This is a genomic window from Nocardia sp. AB354 (assembly GCF_049538315.1).
Taxonomy (GTDB): Bacteria; Actinomycetota; Actinomycetes; order Mycobacteriales; family Mycobacteriaceae; genus Nocardia; species Nocardia nova.
The window spans coordinates 91682-108613 of sequence record NZ_JBMVFU010000014.1 but is presented as its reverse complement, the minus strand read 5'-3'; the positions used below and the strand labels follow the sequence as shown (position 1 = coordinate 108613).

19 protein-coding genes and 1 tRNA gene are annotated in these 16932 nt (G+C 68.8%); 7 read left to right on the top strand and 13 right to left on the bottom strand.

Annotation, left to right across the window (positions count from 1 at the left end; translation table 11 throughout):
- Positions 1–91: 91 nt before the first annotated feature.
- Positions 92–718 (bottom strand): ANTAR domain-containing response regulator, encoded by a 627-nt coding sequence (locus ACPCUW_RS20700; protein ID WP_030514623.1) that lies wholly within the window; start codon positions 716–718, stop codon positions 92–94.
- A gap of 196 nt (positions 719–914) precedes the next feature.
- Between ACPCUW_RS20700 and ACPCUW_RS20695 the strand changes: the two genes are divergently transcribed.
- The 4 genes from ACPCUW_RS20695 (at position 915) to ACPCUW_RS20680 (ending at position 2983) form a co-directional block, all read left to right on the top strand.
- Positions 915–1001 (top strand) — tRNA-Leu (locus ACPCUW_RS20695).
- Positions 1002–1112: 111 nt separating this feature from the next.
- Positions 1113–1694, top strand: a complete 582-nt coding sequence (locus ACPCUW_RS20690) for a phenylacetaldoxime dehydratase family protein (RefSeq protein WP_423426498.1) — start codon at positions 1113–1115, stop codon at positions 1692–1694.
- Between the two features lie 51 nt (positions 1695–1745).
- On the top strand, positions 1746–2471 hold the full coding sequence (locus ACPCUW_RS20685) for a low molecular weight phosphatase family protein (protein ID WP_423426496.1): 726 nt from the start codon (positions 1746–1748) through the stop codon (positions 2469–2471).
- 107 nt (positions 2472–2578) lie between these two features.
- Entirely contained in the window at positions 2579–2983 is a 405-nt protein-coding gene (locus ACPCUW_RS20680; RefSeq protein ID WP_030514626.1) for a hypothetical protein, read from the top strand.
- 17 nt (positions 2984–3000) lie between these two features.
- Here the strand turns inward: ACPCUW_RS20680 and ACPCUW_RS20675 are convergent, their stop codons facing one another.
- The 9 genes from ACPCUW_RS20675 to ACPCUW_RS20635 form a co-directional block, all read right to left on the bottom strand.
- Positions 3001–3906 carry an acyl-CoA thioesterase gene (locus ACPCUW_RS20675; protein WP_062966168.1) on the bottom strand — a complete coding sequence of 302 codons (906 nt, stop codon included), beginning with the start codon at positions 3904–3906 and terminating at the stop codon, positions 3001–3003.
- A gap of 1 nt (position 3907) precedes the next feature.
- Complete coding sequence (gene pyk, locus ACPCUW_RS20670) at positions 3908–5329, bottom strand: pyruvate kinase (protein ID WP_423426494.1); 1422 nt, start codon at positions 5327–5329, stop codon at positions 3908–3910.
- A 103-nt stretch (positions 5330–5432) separates the two neighbouring features.
- On the bottom strand, positions 5433–5918 hold the full coding sequence (locus ACPCUW_RS20665) for a TM2 domain-containing protein (RefSeq protein ID WP_423426492.1): 486 nt from the start codon (positions 5916–5918) through the stop codon (positions 5433–5435).
- A 31-nt stretch (positions 5919–5949) separates the two neighbouring features.
- Entirely contained in the window at positions 5950–7185 is a 1236-nt protein-coding gene (gene lgt / locus ACPCUW_RS20660; RefSeq protein WP_423426623.1) for a prolipoprotein diacylglyceryl transferase, read from the bottom strand.
- An 83-nt stretch (positions 7186–7268) separates the two neighbouring features.
- Positions 7269–8060, bottom strand: coding sequence for a tryptophan synthase subunit alpha (gene trpA, locus ACPCUW_RS20655; protein WP_104366094.1), 792 nt, complete (start codon positions 8058–8060; stop codon positions 7269–7271).
- Complete coding sequence (gene trpB, locus ACPCUW_RS20650; RefSeq protein ID WP_064904652.1) at positions 8057–9331, bottom strand: tryptophan synthase subunit beta; 1275 nt, start codon at positions 9329–9331, stop codon at positions 8057–8059. Before trpB ends, trpA begins: the two co-directional genes overlap by 4 nt.
- The gene (gene trpC / locus ACPCUW_RS20645) at positions 9328–10152 is read right to left on the bottom strand and encodes an indole-3-glycerol phosphate synthase TrpC (protein ID WP_030514633.1); all 825 of its coding nucleotides are present in this window, start codon (positions 10150–10152) and stop codon (positions 9328–9330) included. Before trpC ends, trpB begins: the two co-directional genes overlap by 4 nt.
- A gap of 151 nt (positions 10153–10303) precedes the next feature.
- Positions 10304–11302 (bottom strand): TIGR02234 family membrane protein, encoded by a 999-nt coding sequence (locus tag ACPCUW_RS20640; protein ID WP_423426490.1) that lies wholly within the window; start codon positions 11300–11302, stop codon positions 10304–10306.
- 50 nt (positions 11303–11352) lie between these two features.
- On the bottom strand, positions 11353–12930 hold the full coding sequence (locus tag ACPCUW_RS20635) for an anthranilate synthase component I (protein ID WP_393527807.1): 1578 nt from the start codon (positions 12928–12930) through the stop codon (positions 11353–11355).
- 96 nt (positions 12931–13026) lie between these two features.
- Between ACPCUW_RS20635 and ACPCUW_RS20630 the strand changes: the two genes are divergently transcribed.
- The 3 genes from ACPCUW_RS20630 to ACPCUW_RS20620 all read left to right on the top strand — a co-directional run bounded on the left by ACPCUW_RS20630 (position 13027) and on the right by ACPCUW_RS20620 (position 14905).
- The gene (locus ACPCUW_RS20630; protein WP_030514636.1) at positions 13027–13503 is read left to right on the top strand and encodes a peroxiredoxin; all 477 of its coding nucleotides are present in this window, start codon (positions 13027–13029) and stop codon (positions 13501–13503) included.
- Positions 13504–13634: 131 nt separating this feature from the next.
- Positions 13635–14231 (top strand): permease, encoded by a 597-nt coding sequence (locus ACPCUW_RS20625; RefSeq protein ID WP_423426489.1) that lies wholly within the window; start codon positions 13635–13637, stop codon positions 14229–14231.
- Positions 14232–14380: 149 nt separating this feature from the next.
- Positions 14381–14905, top strand: a complete 525-nt coding sequence (locus tag ACPCUW_RS20620) for a MarR family winged helix-turn-helix transcriptional regulator (protein ID WP_227463178.1) — start codon at positions 14381–14383, stop codon at positions 14903–14905.
- A gap of 5 nt (positions 14906–14910) precedes the next feature.
- Here the strand turns inward: ACPCUW_RS20620 and hisI are convergent, their stop codons facing one another.
- From hisI to ACPCUW_RS20605, 3 genes are all read right to left on the bottom strand, one after another.
- On the bottom strand, positions 14911–15258 hold the full coding sequence (gene hisI / locus ACPCUW_RS20615) for a phosphoribosyl-AMP cyclohydrolase (protein WP_030514639.1): 348 nt from the start codon (positions 15256–15258) through the stop codon (positions 14911–14913).
- Positions 15259–15319: 61 nt separating this feature from the next.
- Complete coding sequence (hisF, locus tag ACPCUW_RS20610; RefSeq protein ID WP_030514640.1) at positions 15320–16093, bottom strand: imidazole glycerol phosphate synthase subunit HisF; 774 nt, start codon at positions 16091–16093, stop codon at positions 15320–15322.
- Positions 16090–16932: an inositol monophosphatase family protein gene (locus tag ACPCUW_RS20605; RefSeq protein ID WP_063012994.1), complete on the bottom strand. Its 843-nt coding sequence runs from the start codon at positions 16930–16932 to the stop codon at positions 16090–16092. The genes hisF and ACPCUW_RS20605 overlap by 4 nt, the downstream gene beginning before the upstream one ends.

Genomic DNA, 16932 nt, shown 5'->3' with positions numbered 1-16932 from the left:
GCCCACGAGCGAGCCCGCCGACGGCGCGGGCCGCGACCCGACCACTCCCGCGCTCGACCGGCACGCGAGCCGCGGCCGACCACAGGGGCGATCAGGACTTCGGCGCGAGATTCTCCAGGACGACCTCCGCGACCGCCTTCATGGTGGTGCGACGATCCATCGCGGTGCGCTGGATCCATTTGAACGCCTGCGGTTCCGACAGCCCCTGCGTCTGCATCAGCACGCCCTTGGCGCGCTCGACCAGTTTGCGGGTCTCCAGGCGGTCGGACAGATTCGCGACCTCCTGTTCCAGCGCCGAGATCTCATGAAAACGGCTGGCCGCCAACTCGATCGCGGGCACCAGATCCGATTTCGTGAACGGCTTCACCAGATAGGCCATCGCACCCGCGTCGCGCGCCCGCTCGACCAGGTCACGCTGGCTGAACGCGGTCAGGATCACTACGGGCGCAACACGTTTGGAGGCGATCTCACCGGCGGCATCGATACCGTCGCGCCGCGGCATCTTCACATCCATGATGACCAGATCGGGGCGCAGTTCCACGGCCAGGTCGACCGCCTGCTGGCCGTCGCCGGCCTCACCCACCACCTGGTAGCCCTCCTCGGAGAGCATCTCCACAAGGTCCATCCGGATGAGCGCCTCGTCCTCGGCCACCACGACACGCTTCGCGGCAGCCGGCGCGTCCTGCTTCGCGCCCGCGCCCCCTGCATTCGTTCCCATAGACAGACCCCTCGATATTCCGATGCCGACACCCGATGTGCGCCTCCGGTCCCACCCTGTCACCGGCCACGCACGCCGAGTGTCCTAAAGCGTACCGTTCAACTTCGCTCACAACCCATCTACCCAGCGGGAACCCGCCCGCGCGGCACCGATTCGGTAACCTGGGCACCCACCGGCTATCATTTCCTCCCGGTGCGCCGAGTTGGCGGAACTGGCAGACGCGACGGTCTCAAAAACCGTTGTCCTCACGGACGTGTGGGTTCGAGTCCCACACTCGGCACCATCGTCGGCGGTCCGATCGGGCCGCTTTTGTCGTTTTCGAACCGAATCGGCGGGATGACCCGTGACTACGCGTAGGGTGGTGCACACGACCCCGGGCAGGAGGAGGTCGCGTATGCGGGTGAACCGGCTCACCGCGGATCTTTCGGGATATCCCGATCTGGTGGTGATCTATCTGGGGATGCGGGTGCGGACCCCGCGGGGGGTGTTGCGTCTACTCGGCTTGGGGCCGAAACTGTATCGCTCCCATCGTGATCGGCCGGATGGCCTGTTGCGGCACGAGGACATCATCTGGTCGCTGTTCCCGCCGCACTGGGGCGCCCGCCAATACTGGCGCGACCTGGACAGCCTGGAGCGCTGGACCCGTTCCCAGCCGCATCGCGACTGGTGGCAGCGGTTTCTGCGCGACTCCGGCGGCACCGGATTCTGGCACGAGGCCTATTTCCTGCGCGGCGGCATCGACACCATGTACGACGATATGACCACGCCCACCGGGCTGGGCGCCTTCGCTCCGACCCGGACCATGCGCGGACCGCTGTTCAGTGCGCGCGGCCGGGCCCAGGACAACGCCACGCGCGCCGGCGCGGACAACGCTCATCTCGGCACCGAACCGACGGTCGCCCCGGTCGTCGAGGAAGCCTCCTACTATCGAAACGCTTACGGCGCCGAGGGTTCCGACACGGATCGGCAGCCGTAGCGCCATATCCGTCGCCCAGCCGGTCAGCGAAAATTCGGCAAACGGTCGAACGTGACGCGCTACCGGCAGCTGAACATCGCGTTAAATAAGCGGTTTTCGGCCGTCCTCGGCTTCTGCCGGGGCCCGCGGCGACCTACCGTATCGGTCATGCACGTCCTGTTCGTCTGCTCCGGCAACGTCTGCCGCTCGGTGATCGCCGAACGTCTGACCCGTGCCGTCGCGGCCGAACACGGTCTCGACGACCTGACCGCCGAGAGCGCCGGCACCCGCGCGCTCGTCGGCTTCGGCGTCGATCCGCTTGCGGCACAGACCATCACAGGCCTCGGCGCGGATCCCGGCAACTTCTCAGCACGCAAGTTGAAGCCGGAGATGGTCACGCGCGCGGACCTGGTGCTGGCGATGACCGAGCAGATCCGCGACCACATCATCGACCTGGTTCCGGCCGCCCGGCCGCGGACCTTCACACTGCTCGAAGCCTACCGGGTGACGAAGGTCTCCGGCGCCCGCACGATCGCCCAGATCGACAGTGCGCGAAACGATCTCGCGCTGGTGGGCCGGGAGAACATCGCCGACCCGGTGGGATTGTCGAGCGAAAAGTACTGTGCCGTCGGCGATCGGATCGCCGAAACGCTGGTCCCGCTGCTGCTCGCCCTGCACCCCCATCGCGACGCGGGCCGCGCGGAGTCCGGCCGGCCCCGGCTGGTGCTGCTGCCCGGTGGACGTATCGAGACCCCGCCCTGGGGTATCGAGCCCGTGCGAATCGGCCGCCACGCCTGAACAATCCGGCGCCGGGCATGCCGCCCTCCCGCGGAGCGGGATCCGGGGTTAGACTCCCCGCGGTAACTGCCGACGCCGATGGTTCGACACCGGAACAGGACACAGACATGCCGAAACGAATTTCGGATGTTTCACTCCATGTTTACGTCACACCGGAAACGCTCGACCGCGTCGTGCACACCGTGCGCTGCGTGGTCGACGACCACCTCGCCGAGCACGATGTTTTCGCCTGGCGCTTCACCCTGCCCGTCGACGCCGATCAACCCGGCCATACGGTCCTGGAGACCCAGTGGCGCCTGGAACACCCCCACCGCGACCCCGGCTCGCGGCGCACCTACGAGATAGCGCTCAGCCTGGTGGGCGATCCCGATCAGCTGACCGAATCCGGCCTGGCCGCACTCGAGCATCGACTGGTCCTCGGGATCGCCACCACCGCCGACGCCGTCCCCTACACGATTCACGCGCTCCATCGCGACAGTTACGACTTCGACGAGAACCGCGAACGCCTCTGATACCGGCGCTCCCGGCGCTACTTGCGCGCCGGGAAGTGCCTGATCACGCCTTCCTGCACGACGGTGGCCAGCAGCTCGCCGGCCCGCGAATAGAAGTGACCGGTGGCCAGGCCGCGCGAACCGGCGGCCACCGGTGACTGCGTCGCGTACAGGGCCCAGTCGTCGAAGCGGAACGGACGGTGGAACCAGATCGAATGATTCACCGTGGCGGCCACGATCCGGTCGTGGCCCCACGACAGCCCGTGCGTGGTGATGATCGAATCCAGCACCGTGGTATCGGACGAATAACCCAGCGTCGCGACGTGGATCAGCGGATCGTCGGGCAGTTCACCGTCGGCCTTCATCCACACGCGATTGTGGTTCAAGGTGCCGCCGGTGCCCTTGAGGATCCAGGCCGGATCGTTGGTGTAGCGCATATCGATCGGATGCGGTGCCTGCACGAACATCTGCAGTTTGTCCTCGAACCCGGAGAAGGACTCCTCCACCCGGGGCAGGCCGTCCGGATCGGGCACCTGCGGCTGCGGGCTGGCGTGTTCCAGGCCCTTGGCCCAGTCCTGGAACGCCGCCAGCATCACGAACAGTTCCTGATCGTCCTGATACGCCGTGACCGTGCGGTTGGCGAACGCACGCCCGTCCCGATGGCGTTCGACCCGGTATTCGATCGGTTTGCGCACGTCGCCGCCGCGCACGAAATGAGCGTTGACCGCATGCACCGGGCGCCCCGGTCCGACCGTGCGGCCGGCCGCGATGATCGCCTGCGCCACCAGCTGGCCGCCGAAGGTGCGACTCCACACCTTCTCCGGATGGTGACCGAGGAAGACGTCCTCGCCGATCTCCTCGAGTTCGAGCAGGCCGAGCAGGACGGCGAGATCGCCGCCGCTCTCACGGCCGGTGCCGACCGATTCGCCCAGTGATGCACTCACCTCAGTGGTCCTCCTCGCCGATGCGATGCACGTGGATCAGGTTCGTGGAGCCGACGGTACCCGGCGGGGAGCCGGCCACGATCACCACGAGATCGCCCTTGGCGTAGCGATTCAGCGACAGCAGTTCCTTGTCGACCTGGCCGATCATCTCGTCGGTGGTACCGACCGGCGGGACGATGAAGGTTTCCACACCCCAGGTCAGCGCCAGCTGGCTGCGGACCTCCGGCAGCGGGGTGAACGCCAGCAGCGGCAGCGTGGTGTGCAGGCGGGCCAGCCGGCGCACGGTGTCGCCGGACTGGGTGAAGGCCACCAGCGCCTTGGCGTTGAGCCGCTCGCCGATATCGCGGGCCGCGTAGGAGATCACGCCGCGCTTGGTCCGCGGGACGTGGGTCAGCGGGGGCACCCGGGTCGAGGATTCCGATTCCACGGCGTGCACGATGCGCGCCATCGTCCGCACCGTTTCGATCGGATACTGGCCGACCGAGGTCTCGCCGGAGAGCATGACCGCGTCGGCGCCGTCGAGCACGGCGTTGGCGACATCGGAGGCCTCGGCGCGGGTCGGGCGGGAGTTGCCGATCATCGACTCCAGCATCTGGGTGGCGACGATGACGGGTTTGGCGTTCTCCCTTGCCATCTGGATCGAGCGCTTCTGCACCAGCGGCACCTGCTCGAGCGGCAGTTCGACGCCGAGGTCGCCGCGAGCCACCATGATCGCGTCGAAGGCGAGCACGATCGCCTCGAGATTGTCGATGGCTTCGGGCTTTTCGAGTTTGCCGATCACCGGCACCCGGCGGCCGACGCGATCCATGATGTCGTGGACCAGCTCGACGTCCGACGGCGACCGCACGAACGACAGGGCGATGAAGTCCACACCGAGCCGCAGGGCGAATTCCAGGTCCTCGATGTCCTTCTGGGACAACGCCGGAACGGAAACGTCCATACCCGGCAGCGAGACGCCCTTGTTGTTGGAGACCGGGCCGCCCTCGGTGACGCGGCACACCACGTCGTTGCCCTCGACGCGAACCACGGTCAGCCCGACCTTGCCGTCGTCGACGAGCAGCCGGTCACCGGCCTTGGCGTCCTCGGACAGCTGTTTGTAGGTGGTGGAGACGCGATCGTGGGTGCCTTCCACGTCGTCGACCGTGATCCGCACCTCCTCGCCCGTCGCCCACACGGTGCGGCCCTCGATGAACCGGCCCAAGCGGATCTTCGGCCCCTGCAGGTCGGCCAGGATGCCGACCGCACGACCCATCTGCTCGGCGGCGTGCCGCACCTTGTGATAGTTCTCGGCGTGATCGGCGTGTTCTCCGTGACTGAAATTCAACCGGGCCACGTCCATGCCACTGTCGACAAGTTCACGGATCCGGTCCTCGGTGGCGGTGGCCGGCCCGAGGGTGCACACAATCTTTGTCCGTCGCATCACGAGCCGAGCCTAGTCCTGCCGCCGCAGTGGCGCTGATCGGCACTCCCGCCACTGTCAATCGACGAAAATATGACGCACATCACATATTCGACCGGCATGGTCGTCACTCCTGCAAGGGACGGTTGTACGGATCGCGAACCTTGCCGGTCAGGATCAAAATCGCGTCGATGAACGGCCAGATTCCGCCCAGACCGCAGGTGAACAGCGTGACCAGGAGCTGGGCGACGCCGATGCCGGTGTAGCCGAGATAGAACCGGCCGATCCCGAGGCCACCGACGAACAATTGCAGCAGCCCGGCGGTCAGCTTCGATTTGTCCGAGAACGGTTCGCCGTACATGTTGCGCCCGTACGGCGCCTCCGGGTCCATGCCGTAGGGCGCGGGCGGGTAGCCGGGGCCCGGGGCGTACGGCTGGGCGTACGGGTCTGCGGGCTGGCCGTAGGGCTGGCTGTAGCCGGCCGGCCCGTAGGGGCCCGGTTGCCCGCCTCCGTAGGGGCCGGATTGGCCGTAGCCGCCCGGATTTCCCGGCCCGGTACCGGGAGTCCCGTACTGCGGGCCGTAGCCGGGCTGCGGCTGATAGGGGTCGGTCACGAAGTCCTCCTGATTCGAGCGGTCGGCCCGCTCAGCTCTTGTCCGCCTTCTTCCGGCCCGGCTTACCCGACTCGCCCTCGGCCCGCTGCTCGCTGTTCTCGGCGGTGGTGACACCGGCCGCATCCTTGTCATCGGCGGGCGGATCCAGTTCGTTGCCGGTCGCCTCGGTACCGGTCTTCACCGAATCGGACGGGCCGGCGGTGGACTCGCCCGATTCGTCGGATGCGGAGGTGGCGGGCGCGGATTCGGATTCGGCAGCTTCCTCCTCTTTCGCGTCTTCGTCCGATTTCTCGCCGGCGGCGGATTCGCCGGCCGAGGCGGCAGGTGCGCTCTCGGCGGCGGCTTCCTGTCCGGCGGCGCCGTACCGGCGCAACGCACCCCATTGCCACGGCCAGGGGCGCTCACCGCCGGAGGCGAGCTGGGCGGCGGTTTCGCGCCCCTTGGTGGCAAGGGCGAAATACGCCAGCGCACAGAGGAATACGATCGCCGAGGTGTAGGAGTTGACCCGGATGCCGAAGATGTGGGTGGCCTCGTCGTCGCGCAGCAACTCGACCCAGAAGCGGCCGAAGGTGTAGATCGCCACGTACAGGGCGAACAAGCGACCGTGGCCGATCCGCCAGCGCCTGTCGACCATCACCAGCACCAGAACGCCGAGCAGATTCCAGATCAGCTCGTAGAGGAAGGTCGGCTGCACGATTTTCTCCACCACGCCGGTGGAAACGCCGTTCATCATGTCCAGCCGGCCGTCGGAATCGAACCGCAGATAGATCTCGAGGCCCCACGGCAGATCGGTCTTGCGGCCGTAGAGTTCCTGATTGAAATAGTTGCCCAGGCGGCCGATGGCCTGCGCGAGCAGAATCGCCGGGGCGATGGCATCGCCGAAGGCGGGCAACGGAATTCGATACACCCGGCAGCCGATCCAGGCGCCGACACCGCCGAGCAGCACGGCACCCCAGATCCCGAGACCGCCCTCCCAGATCTTCAGCGCGTTGATCGGATGCCCGCCGGCGCCGAAGTACTTCTCCCAGTCGGTGGCCACGTGATAGAGCCGGCCGCCGACGAGTCCGAACGGCACCGCGAACATCGCCACGTCGAGCACCTTGCCCTGCTCGCCGCCGCGCTCGCGCCAGCGCCGCTCACCCCACCAGATCGCGACGATGATGCCGATGATGATGCAGATCGCATAGGCGCGCAGCGGGAACGGCCCCACATCCCATACGCCTCGCGGCGGACTGGGAATATAGGCCAGTATTGCCCCACCGTGCACATCGACGCCGTCTGCCAGGACTGGAAAAGTCACGGGCCCCACCGTAACGGAGGGGGCGCGCGCCGCCCAGTTCGCGTCTCCGATCAGCTGGCGACAGTCGCCGAACGCACGCCCTCGGCCAGTTCCGCGGTGAGCTTGCGGACCTGGTCCAGTCCCTGTCCCGCGGCCGTGACCAGCGCCGAGCCGACGATCACTCCGTCGGCGTAGGAAGCGATTTCGGCCGCCTGCGCACCGCTGCGCACGCCGAGGCCGACACCGACCGGGATATCGGAGTGGGCACGCACCCGCGCGCACAGTTCCGGCGCGGCGGAGGACACCGCGTCGCGGGCGCCGGTGACGCCCATGGTGGAGGCGGCGTAGAGGAATCCGCTACTGGCCTCGATGGTCTTGACCAGGCGCTCCTCGGTGGAGGAGGGAGCGACCAGGAAGATGCGGTCCAGATCGTGGGCGCGGGAGGCCTCGAACCACTCCCCCGCCTCCTCGGGAATCAGGTTGGGGGTGATCAGCCCGAGACCGCCGGCCGCGGCGAGATCGCGGGAGAAACGATCGACGCCGTATTGCAGCACCGGATTCCAGTAGGTCATCACCACGGCATTGCCCCCGGCGGCGGTGATCGCCTCGACGACACCGAAGACGTCCCGCACCCGCACGCCGCCGCGCAGGGCCTGCTCGGTGGCGGCCTGGATGGTGGGGCCGTCCATCACCGGATCGGAATAGGCGATACCGACTTCGATGATGTCGCAACCGGATTCGACCATCGCGGTGCACACGTCGATGGATCCGGCCAGGTCCGGGTAGCCCGCGGGCAGATATCCGATCAGCGCGGCGCGGCCCTCGCCGCGGCTGGCCGCGAAGGTCGATTCCAGACGGCTCACGAGCGATTCTCCTCCGTGGCGGCAGCGTCGTCGAACAGGCCGAACCAGCGCGCCGCGGTATCCATGTCCTTGTCGCCGCGTCCGGACAGATTCACCAGAATGATTGCGCCGGAACCCAATTCACGGCCCAGCTGCAACGCGCCGGCCACCGCGTGCGCCGATTCGATGGCCGGGATGATGCCCTCGGTGCGCGAGAGCAGCAGCAGCGCGTCCATCGCCTCGGTATCGGTGATCGGCCGGTACTCGGCGCGGCCGATGTCCTTCAGGTAGGCGTGTTCGGGGCCGACGCCGGGATAGTCCAGACCGGCGGAGATGGAATGCGATTCGATGGTCTGTCCGTCCTCGTCCTGCAGCAGGTACGAGTAGGCGCCCTGGAACGCACCCGGCCGGCCGCCGGCGAAAGTCGCCGCGTGCCTGCCGGTTTCGACGCCGTCACCGGCCGCCTCGTAGCCGATCAGCCGCACGCCCTCGTCGTCGAGGAACGGGTGGAAGATGCCGATCGCGTTCGATCCGCCGCCCACGCACGCCACGACGGCATCGGGCAGCCGGCCGGTCTGCGCCTGCACCTGCACCCGCGCCTCGAGGCCGACGACGCGCTGGAAATCGCGCACCATCAGCGGGAACGGATGCGGGCCCGCCGCGGTGCCGAAGCAGTAGTAGGTTTCCGAGGCGTTGGTGACCCAGTCGCGCAGCGCCTCGTTGATCGCGTCCTTCAACGTCTGCGAGCCGGTGGTCACCGAGACCACCTCGGCGCCGAGCAGTCGCATCCGCGCGACGTTGAGCGCCTGGCGCGCGGTGTCGACCGCGCCCATGTAGATCACGCATTCGAGGCCGAGCAGCGCACAGGCGGTGGCCGTCGCGACACCGTGCTGACCGGCGCCGGTTTCGGCGATCACCCGGGTCTTGCCCATCCGCTGGGCGAGTAGCGCCTGGCCAAGCACATTGTTGATCTTGTGCGAGCCGGTGTGGTTCAGATCCTCGCGCTTGAGCAGGATGCGAGCGCCGCCGGCGTGTTCGGAGAGCCGCTTGCATTCGAAGACCGGCGAGGGCCGGCCCGCGTAATCGCGCTGCAGCCGGTCGAGTTCGGCCAGGAAATCGGGATCCAGGCGGGACTTGTCGTATTCGGCGGTGACCTCTTCGATCACCGCCATCAGCGCCTCGGGCACGTGCCGGCCGCCGTAGACGCCGAAGTGGCCGCCGAGATCCGGTTCGTGGCTGCGGTGGGTGACGCCCTCGCTGGCCTGGGGCAGCGGCTCGTGCACGCCGGTCATCGGGTGACACCCCGCCGCAGCGGACGCGGGCAGGACGGATGGGTACCCGCGGTCACCAGCTCGGAGACGGCGGCACGCGGATCGCCGCTGGTCACGAGGCTCTCGCCGACCAGAACCGCGTCGGCGCCGGCGCCGGCGTAGGCGAGCAGGTCGGCGGTGCCGCTGACGCCGGATTCGGCGACTCGGATGACCTCGGTGGGCAGTCCGGGCGCGATGCGGGCGAAGACGTCGCGATCGACCTCGAGGGTCTTCAGGTTGCGGGCGTTCACGCCGATGACCGAGGCGCCGGCGGTCAGTGCCCGGTCGGCTTCCTCCTCGGTGTGCACCTCGACCAGCGCGGTCATGCCCAGCGATTCGGTGCGATCGATCAGCGAGGCCAGCACGTCCTGTTCCAGGGCGGCCACGATCAGCAGGATCACGTCCGCGCCGTGGGCGCGAGCCTCGTGGATCTGGTACGGGCCGACGACGAAGTCCTTGCGCAGGATCGGCACGTCGACGACCGCGCGGACCGCGTCCAGATCGTCGAGCGAGCCGTGGAAGCGGCGGCCCTCGGTGAGCACGCTGATGATGCGCGCGCCACCGTCCTCGTAGGACTTCGCCAGGCTGGCCGGGTCCGGGATGTCGGCGAGCTCACCCTTCGAGGGGCTGGCGCGCTTGACCTCGGCGATGACTCCGATCCCGTCCGCGTGCAGAGCGGCGAGCGCATCGCGCGGCGAGGGTGCCGCGGCGGCGGCCTTCTTGACGGCCTGGAAATCCAGGAGGGCTTCCCGAGCGGCCACATCCGCACGGACCCCGTCGAGAATCGAGTCGAGTACCGTCATCTGGCTCGAATCCTTTCTGGGGAGACGGACTTGCTACCTGAGAATCCCCCCAGGTGCTGTCTCACCGATGCTGATAAAGAGTAAATGGAAGGGTAAGCCGAGCCGACGGCGGGGTGTGACGCCTGCCGCCCGGCGTGGCGTGGTAGGGCGCTCATCGGCCCGGCTCATCGTCGGTCGGGTCGGCTCCCGCATCGAGCGCGTCCCACAGCACGCGCTGCGAGAGTTCGCCCGACTCCGGTTCCGGGGTGTGCGGCGAGGACTTCGGCGTCGACGTGCGCGGTGCGTCGGTGGCCGCGGCGGCCGATTCCGGATCACCCGTGCGGCGCAATTCGGCGACCTGTTCGGCGGCCGCGGCCCGGCGGAACACCGGATTGTCGTACTTACCCGACATGCGGGCGGTCGTTTCGGGCATGCGGGCCAGCAGGACTCCGGCGGCGAAGGCCGCGAGCGCACCGACGACGCTGAGTGCGGCCGGGAACGTGGCCGCCGTGGCGGCGTCGACGTGCGCGCGGGCGGGCAGTTCGGCGAGCCGGGCGGCCCGTTCGGCGATCTTGCCGTGCTGGGTCAGCAGCGCCAGGCCGGGCACCGCGGCGACGGCGGCGACCAGCGCCACCACCACCCCGATCAGCCGGCGCAGCCAGCCCTTGGTGGCGAAGACGGCCGCGATCGAGGCCAGCAGCACCAGCGCCAGCGGCGTGAGCGCGCCGAACCAGAGGCCGCCGTTGAGATGCTGGGTGCGCGGTTCGGTCAGACCGTCGGAGGACCGCAGGGTCACCCAGGTCATGCGCGAGGCGCCCCACAGCGCGGCCGCGCCGACGGCCAGCAGGAGGACCGGCAGCACCGGGCGGGCGCGTTTGCCGGGCACGCTGTCGGCGCCGCCCGCATCCGTCTCGGGGACATAGCGGTCGGGGTCACCGCCGGGAGGCACCTGCGCGGCGGCGTCGTCGAGGCGGGAGCCGGGCCGGACCGCCGCTGCGTGGCCGTCGGATTCCCTGCCATCGGCTTGTCCGGCACCCGACCGGACGGCCTCGCCCTCGGGGCCGCTCTGCATCGGCGCGCGCTGTGCCGCAGAGATGTCGGCATCGGACTGCCGCGGGCGCACTGCCGCATCGGCCGCAGACGCGTCGTTCGCGCCGGGCGCGGGCCTCACCTCCGGCTGGTCCGGCGAATGTCGTTGGGCTGGTTCGGATTCCGGGTTACTCATAGCAGGGTGCCGTCGGGTTCGGGGGTGAAGGTGCGTACGGTGCGGGCAGCGGCGACGGCCTTGAGAACGGCCATCGCCTTGTTGCGCGATTCCTCGTCCTCGTAGTCGGGCTGGGAATCGGCGACGATGCCGGCACCGGCCTGCACATAGGCGATGCCGTCCTTGAGCAGCGCGGTGCGGATCGCGATCGCGGTATCGGCGTCGCCGGCGAAGTCGAGGTAGCCGACGACCCCGGCGTAGACGCCGCGGCGGGTGGGCTCGTTCTCCTCGATCAACTCCATGGCCCGCACCTTGGGCGCACCCGAGAGCGTGCCGGCCGGGAAGCAGGCGCGTACGGCGTCGAGGGCGATGCGACCGGCCGCCAGCCGCCCGGTCACCGTCGACACCAGATGCATCACGTGGCTGTAGCGCTCGATGTGGCGGTATTCGGTGACGCGCACGGTGCCCGGCTCGCACACCCGGCCCAGGTCGTTGCGACCCAGGTCGACGAGCATGAGGTGTTCGGCGTTCTCCTTCTCGTCGGAGAGCAGATCCTTCTCGAGCAGCACATCGTCCTCTTCGGTGGCGCCACGCCACCGGGTGCCGGCGATCGGATGTGTCGTCGCCACACCGTCTTTGACCGTCACCAGCGATTCCGGACTCGATCCGACGATGGAGAAGGCGGTGCCGCCCGCACCGTCGGGAATGTGCATCAGATACATGTACGGGCTCGGATTCGATGCGCGCAGCATCCGGTACACATCGCGCGGTTCGCCGTCGAAGTCCATCTCGAACCGCTGCGACAACACCACCTGGAACGCCTCGCCGGCCTCGATCTCGCCGACCAGCCGCCGCACGCCCGCACCGAAGTCCTCGCTGGTGCGGCGGCGGATGTAGTCCGGCTCGGGACGGTCGAAGACGGACACGGTCGATTCGGCGGGTGCGGCCAGCGCCGCGGTCATCCGATCGAGCCGGGCGACGGCGTCGTCGTAGGCCTCGTCGACACGCTCGTCGGTGCCGTTCCAGTTCACCGCGTTGGCGATCAGGGTGATGGCGCCCTCGTGATGGTCGAAAGCGGCCAGATCCGCGGCCAGCAGCAGCACCATCTCCGGGACCCGCAGATCGTCGGCGGTCAGTTCCGGCAGCCGTTCGATACGACGCACGATGTCGTAGCCCAGATAGCCGACCAGCCCACCGGTCAGCGGCGGCAGGCCGGGCAGGCGCTCGGTGCGCAGCAGTTCCAGGGTGTCGTGCAGCGCCTCCAGCGGATCGCCGCCGGCCGGGGCGTCGGCGGGGGTGGCGCCCAGCCAGGCCGCCTGGCCGTCGACGACCGTCAGCGCGGTGGGGCTGCCGGCGCCGATGAACGACCAGCGCGACCACGAACGACCGTTCTCGGCCGACTCCAGCAGGAAGGTGCCCGGCCGGTCCGCGGCCAGCTTCCGATAGGCGGACAGCGGGGTCTCCGAATCCGCCAGCACCTTGCGCGTCACCGGCACCACCCGGTGCGCGGCCGCGAGCACGCGGAACTGGTCCCGAGTGGTGGTGGTTGCGGTTTCCGGACGGTCGAATGCGGCGCCGTGCATATCGCTCATCATTCCAGTCGGCCGCAACCGAGATTTCCTGGCCCCGCCGCGACCCCCGCGATCCGCGGCGGGTACCGGGCGACCGTGCCGCCCGGTACCCTCGCGACTGTGAAAAAAGGCCAGCGCGCACCCGGGTTCGAACTTCCCGATCAGACCGGCACCGTCCGGTCGCTCGATTCGTTGCTGGCCGACGGGCCGTTGACGCTGTTCTTCTTCCCCGCCGCCAATACTCCCGTGTGCACCGCCGAGGCCTGCCATTTCCGTGATCTGACAAGCGAATTCGCGGCCCTGGGCGCGAGTTGCGCGGGAATCAGCACCGATTCGGTCGACACCCAAGCCGGTTTCGCGCAGGCGCAGACCCTCGGCTATCCGCTGCTGTCCGATCGCGACGGCGCGGTGGCGGAACGGTTCGGCGTCAAGCGTTCCGGGGCGATCGGCGGTCTGCTCGGCAACTTCCTGCCGGTGAAGCGGCAGACCTTCGTGATCGACACCGACCGCACGGTACTCGCGGTGATCTCGGGCGAACTGCGCGCGAACGTCCACGCCGACGCCGCGCTGGCCGCCCTGCGCGAGCACCGGGCCTGAATCGACTACTGGACACACCCTGGGCCACCTCCAGGTGCACGGCCGCCTTTGCCCTGGTGAGAGCGCACTGACGGCCTGATACGACACGATTCTCCCGGCGTCGGCGCGCGCCTCGCGCATACGCTGGATTCATGACATCGACGAGCTCCCTCACGAACTCCGGGACCAAACCCCGAGCCACCGTGTGGCGGAATCGAGCCCTCGGCCTGCTCGCGGTCATCATCGTGCTGGTCGTCGCCTATTTCGTGCTGTCGGCCTTCATTCCGCGCTGGTGGGCGCAGCGGATCGCCGGTATGTCCGGGCACGGCAGCTTCGCCCAGGGCATCTGGTCGGGCCTGGCGATCGGGTTCCTGTGCACGCTGATCCCCCTGCTGCTCCTACTGGGCGCGGTGCGGGTATGGCGCACCCGAGCCGGCAAATTCGCCGCCGGCGCCGCGGCGCTGCTGGCGTTGATCGTGGCCCTGCCCAATCTGATGACGCTGACCATCGTGCTGGGCGGCAACAGCGCCGCGCACGCCGGGGAACGCGTGCTCGACGTCGACGCGCCCGGCTTCCGCGGCGCCTCACTGGTCGGCGCCATCGTCGCGGCCGCGATCTTCGTGGTGTTGCTCGTGCTACTGCTACGCAAACAATGGCGAGCACGCTCGGCCCGCCGCGCCGAAGCCGGCGTGGTCACCGCGCCGGACACTGCTAACGACACGCGTCCACCAGGCGATATCAGGGAGTGAACCGACAGCGTCGTGATCGCGCCCCGGCGTGATCGCTGTCACGTCATCGGCAACCGGGCTGACCAGCGAGCGAAGTCGTGGCAAACTTGTTGGTCGCGAGTGACGGTGAACCGAGATTTGCGTCACTGGGCTGCAAGAGAGGGCGCGAAGTGACGGAATGGCTCAATCCCACCGAACGGCGAGCGTGGCGGACTCTGGTCGCGCTGACGACGCGATTACCGGCGGCAATGGACACCCAGCTGCAACGCGAAGCCGGTATGACGCATTTCGAGTATTTCCTCATGGCACTGCTGTCCGAGGAGCCCGGACATCGCCTGCAACTCAGCGAACTGGCCAATAGGGCAAATGCTTCGCTATCACGGCTGTCGCATGTGGTGACGAAGCTGGAACGGCTGGGCTGGGCGCGCCGCGACGTGGTGCGCGGCCGCCGCGGCGCCTATGCGGTGCTCACCGACGAGGGTTTCGAACAGGTACAGAAGGCCACCCCGGCCTACCTGGAAGGCGTGCGGGGGCTGGTGTTCGACGGCATCGACGACGAGCAGGTCGAACAGCTGCTCACTCTCGGTGAGGCGCTGGTAGCGCAGCTCGACGCGGGCCTGTCCCGGGGCATCGGGCGCGCCGACGGACTCCCCGACCCGCCGGCCACCGAGGCGACGGCCGGCGCCGCCCGCTGACCGGTTCAGCTCGCGTCGGCGAGCAGCAGATCCCCATCCCAGCAGGTGTGGGTGCCGGTGTGGCAAGCCGCGCCCTGCTGGTCGACGATCAGCAGCACGGCATCGCCGTCACAGTCCAGCCGCACCTCGTGCACGTATTGCGTATGTCCCGAGGTCTCGCCCTTGACCCAGTACTGCTGCCGCGAGCGCGAATAGTAGGTGGCCTTGCGGGTAGCGAGGGTGCGGGCCAGGGCCTCGTCGTCCATCCACGCCATCATCAGCACATCGCCGGTGCCGCGTTCCTGCGCGATCGCCGCGACCAGCCCCGCCTCGTTGCGCTTGAGCCGGGCGGCGACGGCGGGATCCAAACTCATAGCCATCGTTATACCTGTCCTGTCGGAACTGAGCGTGCTGGGCGGAGGATGCCGTCCGGCCTCAGCGGACGGTGATGCCCTCGGCCCGCATCGCGGATTTGACCTGGGGAATCGTCAGATCGCCGAAGTGGAAGACGCTCGCGGCCAGTACCGCGTCGGCGCCCGTCCGCACCGCGGGCGCGAAATGGTCGACCTCGCCGGCGCCGCCGCTGGCGATGATCGGCACCGAGACCGCGGCGCGCACCGCGCTGATCATCGGCAGGTCGAAACCGCCCTTGGTGCCGTCGGCGTCCATCGAGTTGAGCAGGATCTCGCCGACACCGAGTTCGGCGCCGCGCACCGCCCACTCGACCGCATCGATGCCGGTGCCGCGTTTACCGCCGTGAGTGGTCACCTCCCAGCCGGACGGGGTGGGCGAGCCGGTGTCGGGCACGCGGCGCGCGTCGACCGACAGCACGATGCACTGCGAACCGAAGCGCTGCGACATCTCGCGCAGGATCTCCGGGTTCGCGATCGCCGCGGTGTTCACCGACACCTTGTCCGCGCCCGCGCGCAGCAACCGGTCCACATCCTCGACGGTGCGCACGCCACCGCCGACGGTGAGCGGGATGAAGATCTGCTCGGCGGTGCGGGTCACCACGTCGATCATGGTGCCGCGATCACCGCTCGAGGCCGTGACGTCGAGGAAGGTCAGCTCGTCGGCGCCCTGGGCGTCGTAGGCGGCGGCCAGTTCCACCGGGTCGCCCGCATCGCGCAGATTCTCGAAGTTCACGCCCTTGACCACCCGGCCGGCGTCGACGTCCAGGCACGGAATCACGCGTACCGCCAGTGTCATTGCGTCCCTTCCGAATTCTCGTTGCGCTCGGAGGCGCGGTCGACGGCGCTGTCGATCATGTCCAGTAGCTCTTCGTGCACCCCGGGCGCGGCGGCCAGCACCGACCGCGAGGTGATCGACCATTCGTCGCCGCGCAGATCGGTCACCACACCGCCCGCGGCGCGTACCAGCGCCACTCCGGCGGCGTTGTCCCACGGATGGTGCCCGAAGACGACCGCGCCGCCGAGCACCCCGGACGCGGTGTAGGCCAGGTCGATGCCGGTGGATCCGTGCATCCGCACCCGGCTCGACAGCCGGCTCAGCGCGCCCAGCAGGTCGAAGCGGAACCGGCCCGGGATCCGGCCGTGGGCGTCGATGTTGAACGCGCCGAAGCCGATCATCGCCTCCGCGAGACGGCCGGGTTCCAAGGGCGGCAACGGTTTTCCGTTGAGCAGCAGCGGCCCGCCGGCCGCCGCGGCGTACCGGCGGTCCAGCAGCGGCAGCCAGGTCAGACCGAGAACGGGCTGTCCGTCGGCCACCAGCGCCAACAGCATCGCCGACAGCGGATGGCCCGCAGAGTAGTTGAAGGTGCCGTCGATGGGATCGAGCACCCAGGCGGTGCCCGAGCTCAGTTCCGGCCCGCCGAATTCCTCGCCGTGCACCGGGATTCCGGTGCGGTCGGCCAGTTGCTGCGACAGGGTGCGCTCGAGTTCCAGATCCAGTGCGGTGGCGAAGTCGCCGCGGCCCTTCTGGACCGCGCTCGGCGCCCCCAACCCTTCGACGAAACGCGGTGCCGCACCGTCCAATATCTCGCTCGCCGTCGCGAGCAGCGCGGCCGGGTCGGAGACGGCGGAGGTCAC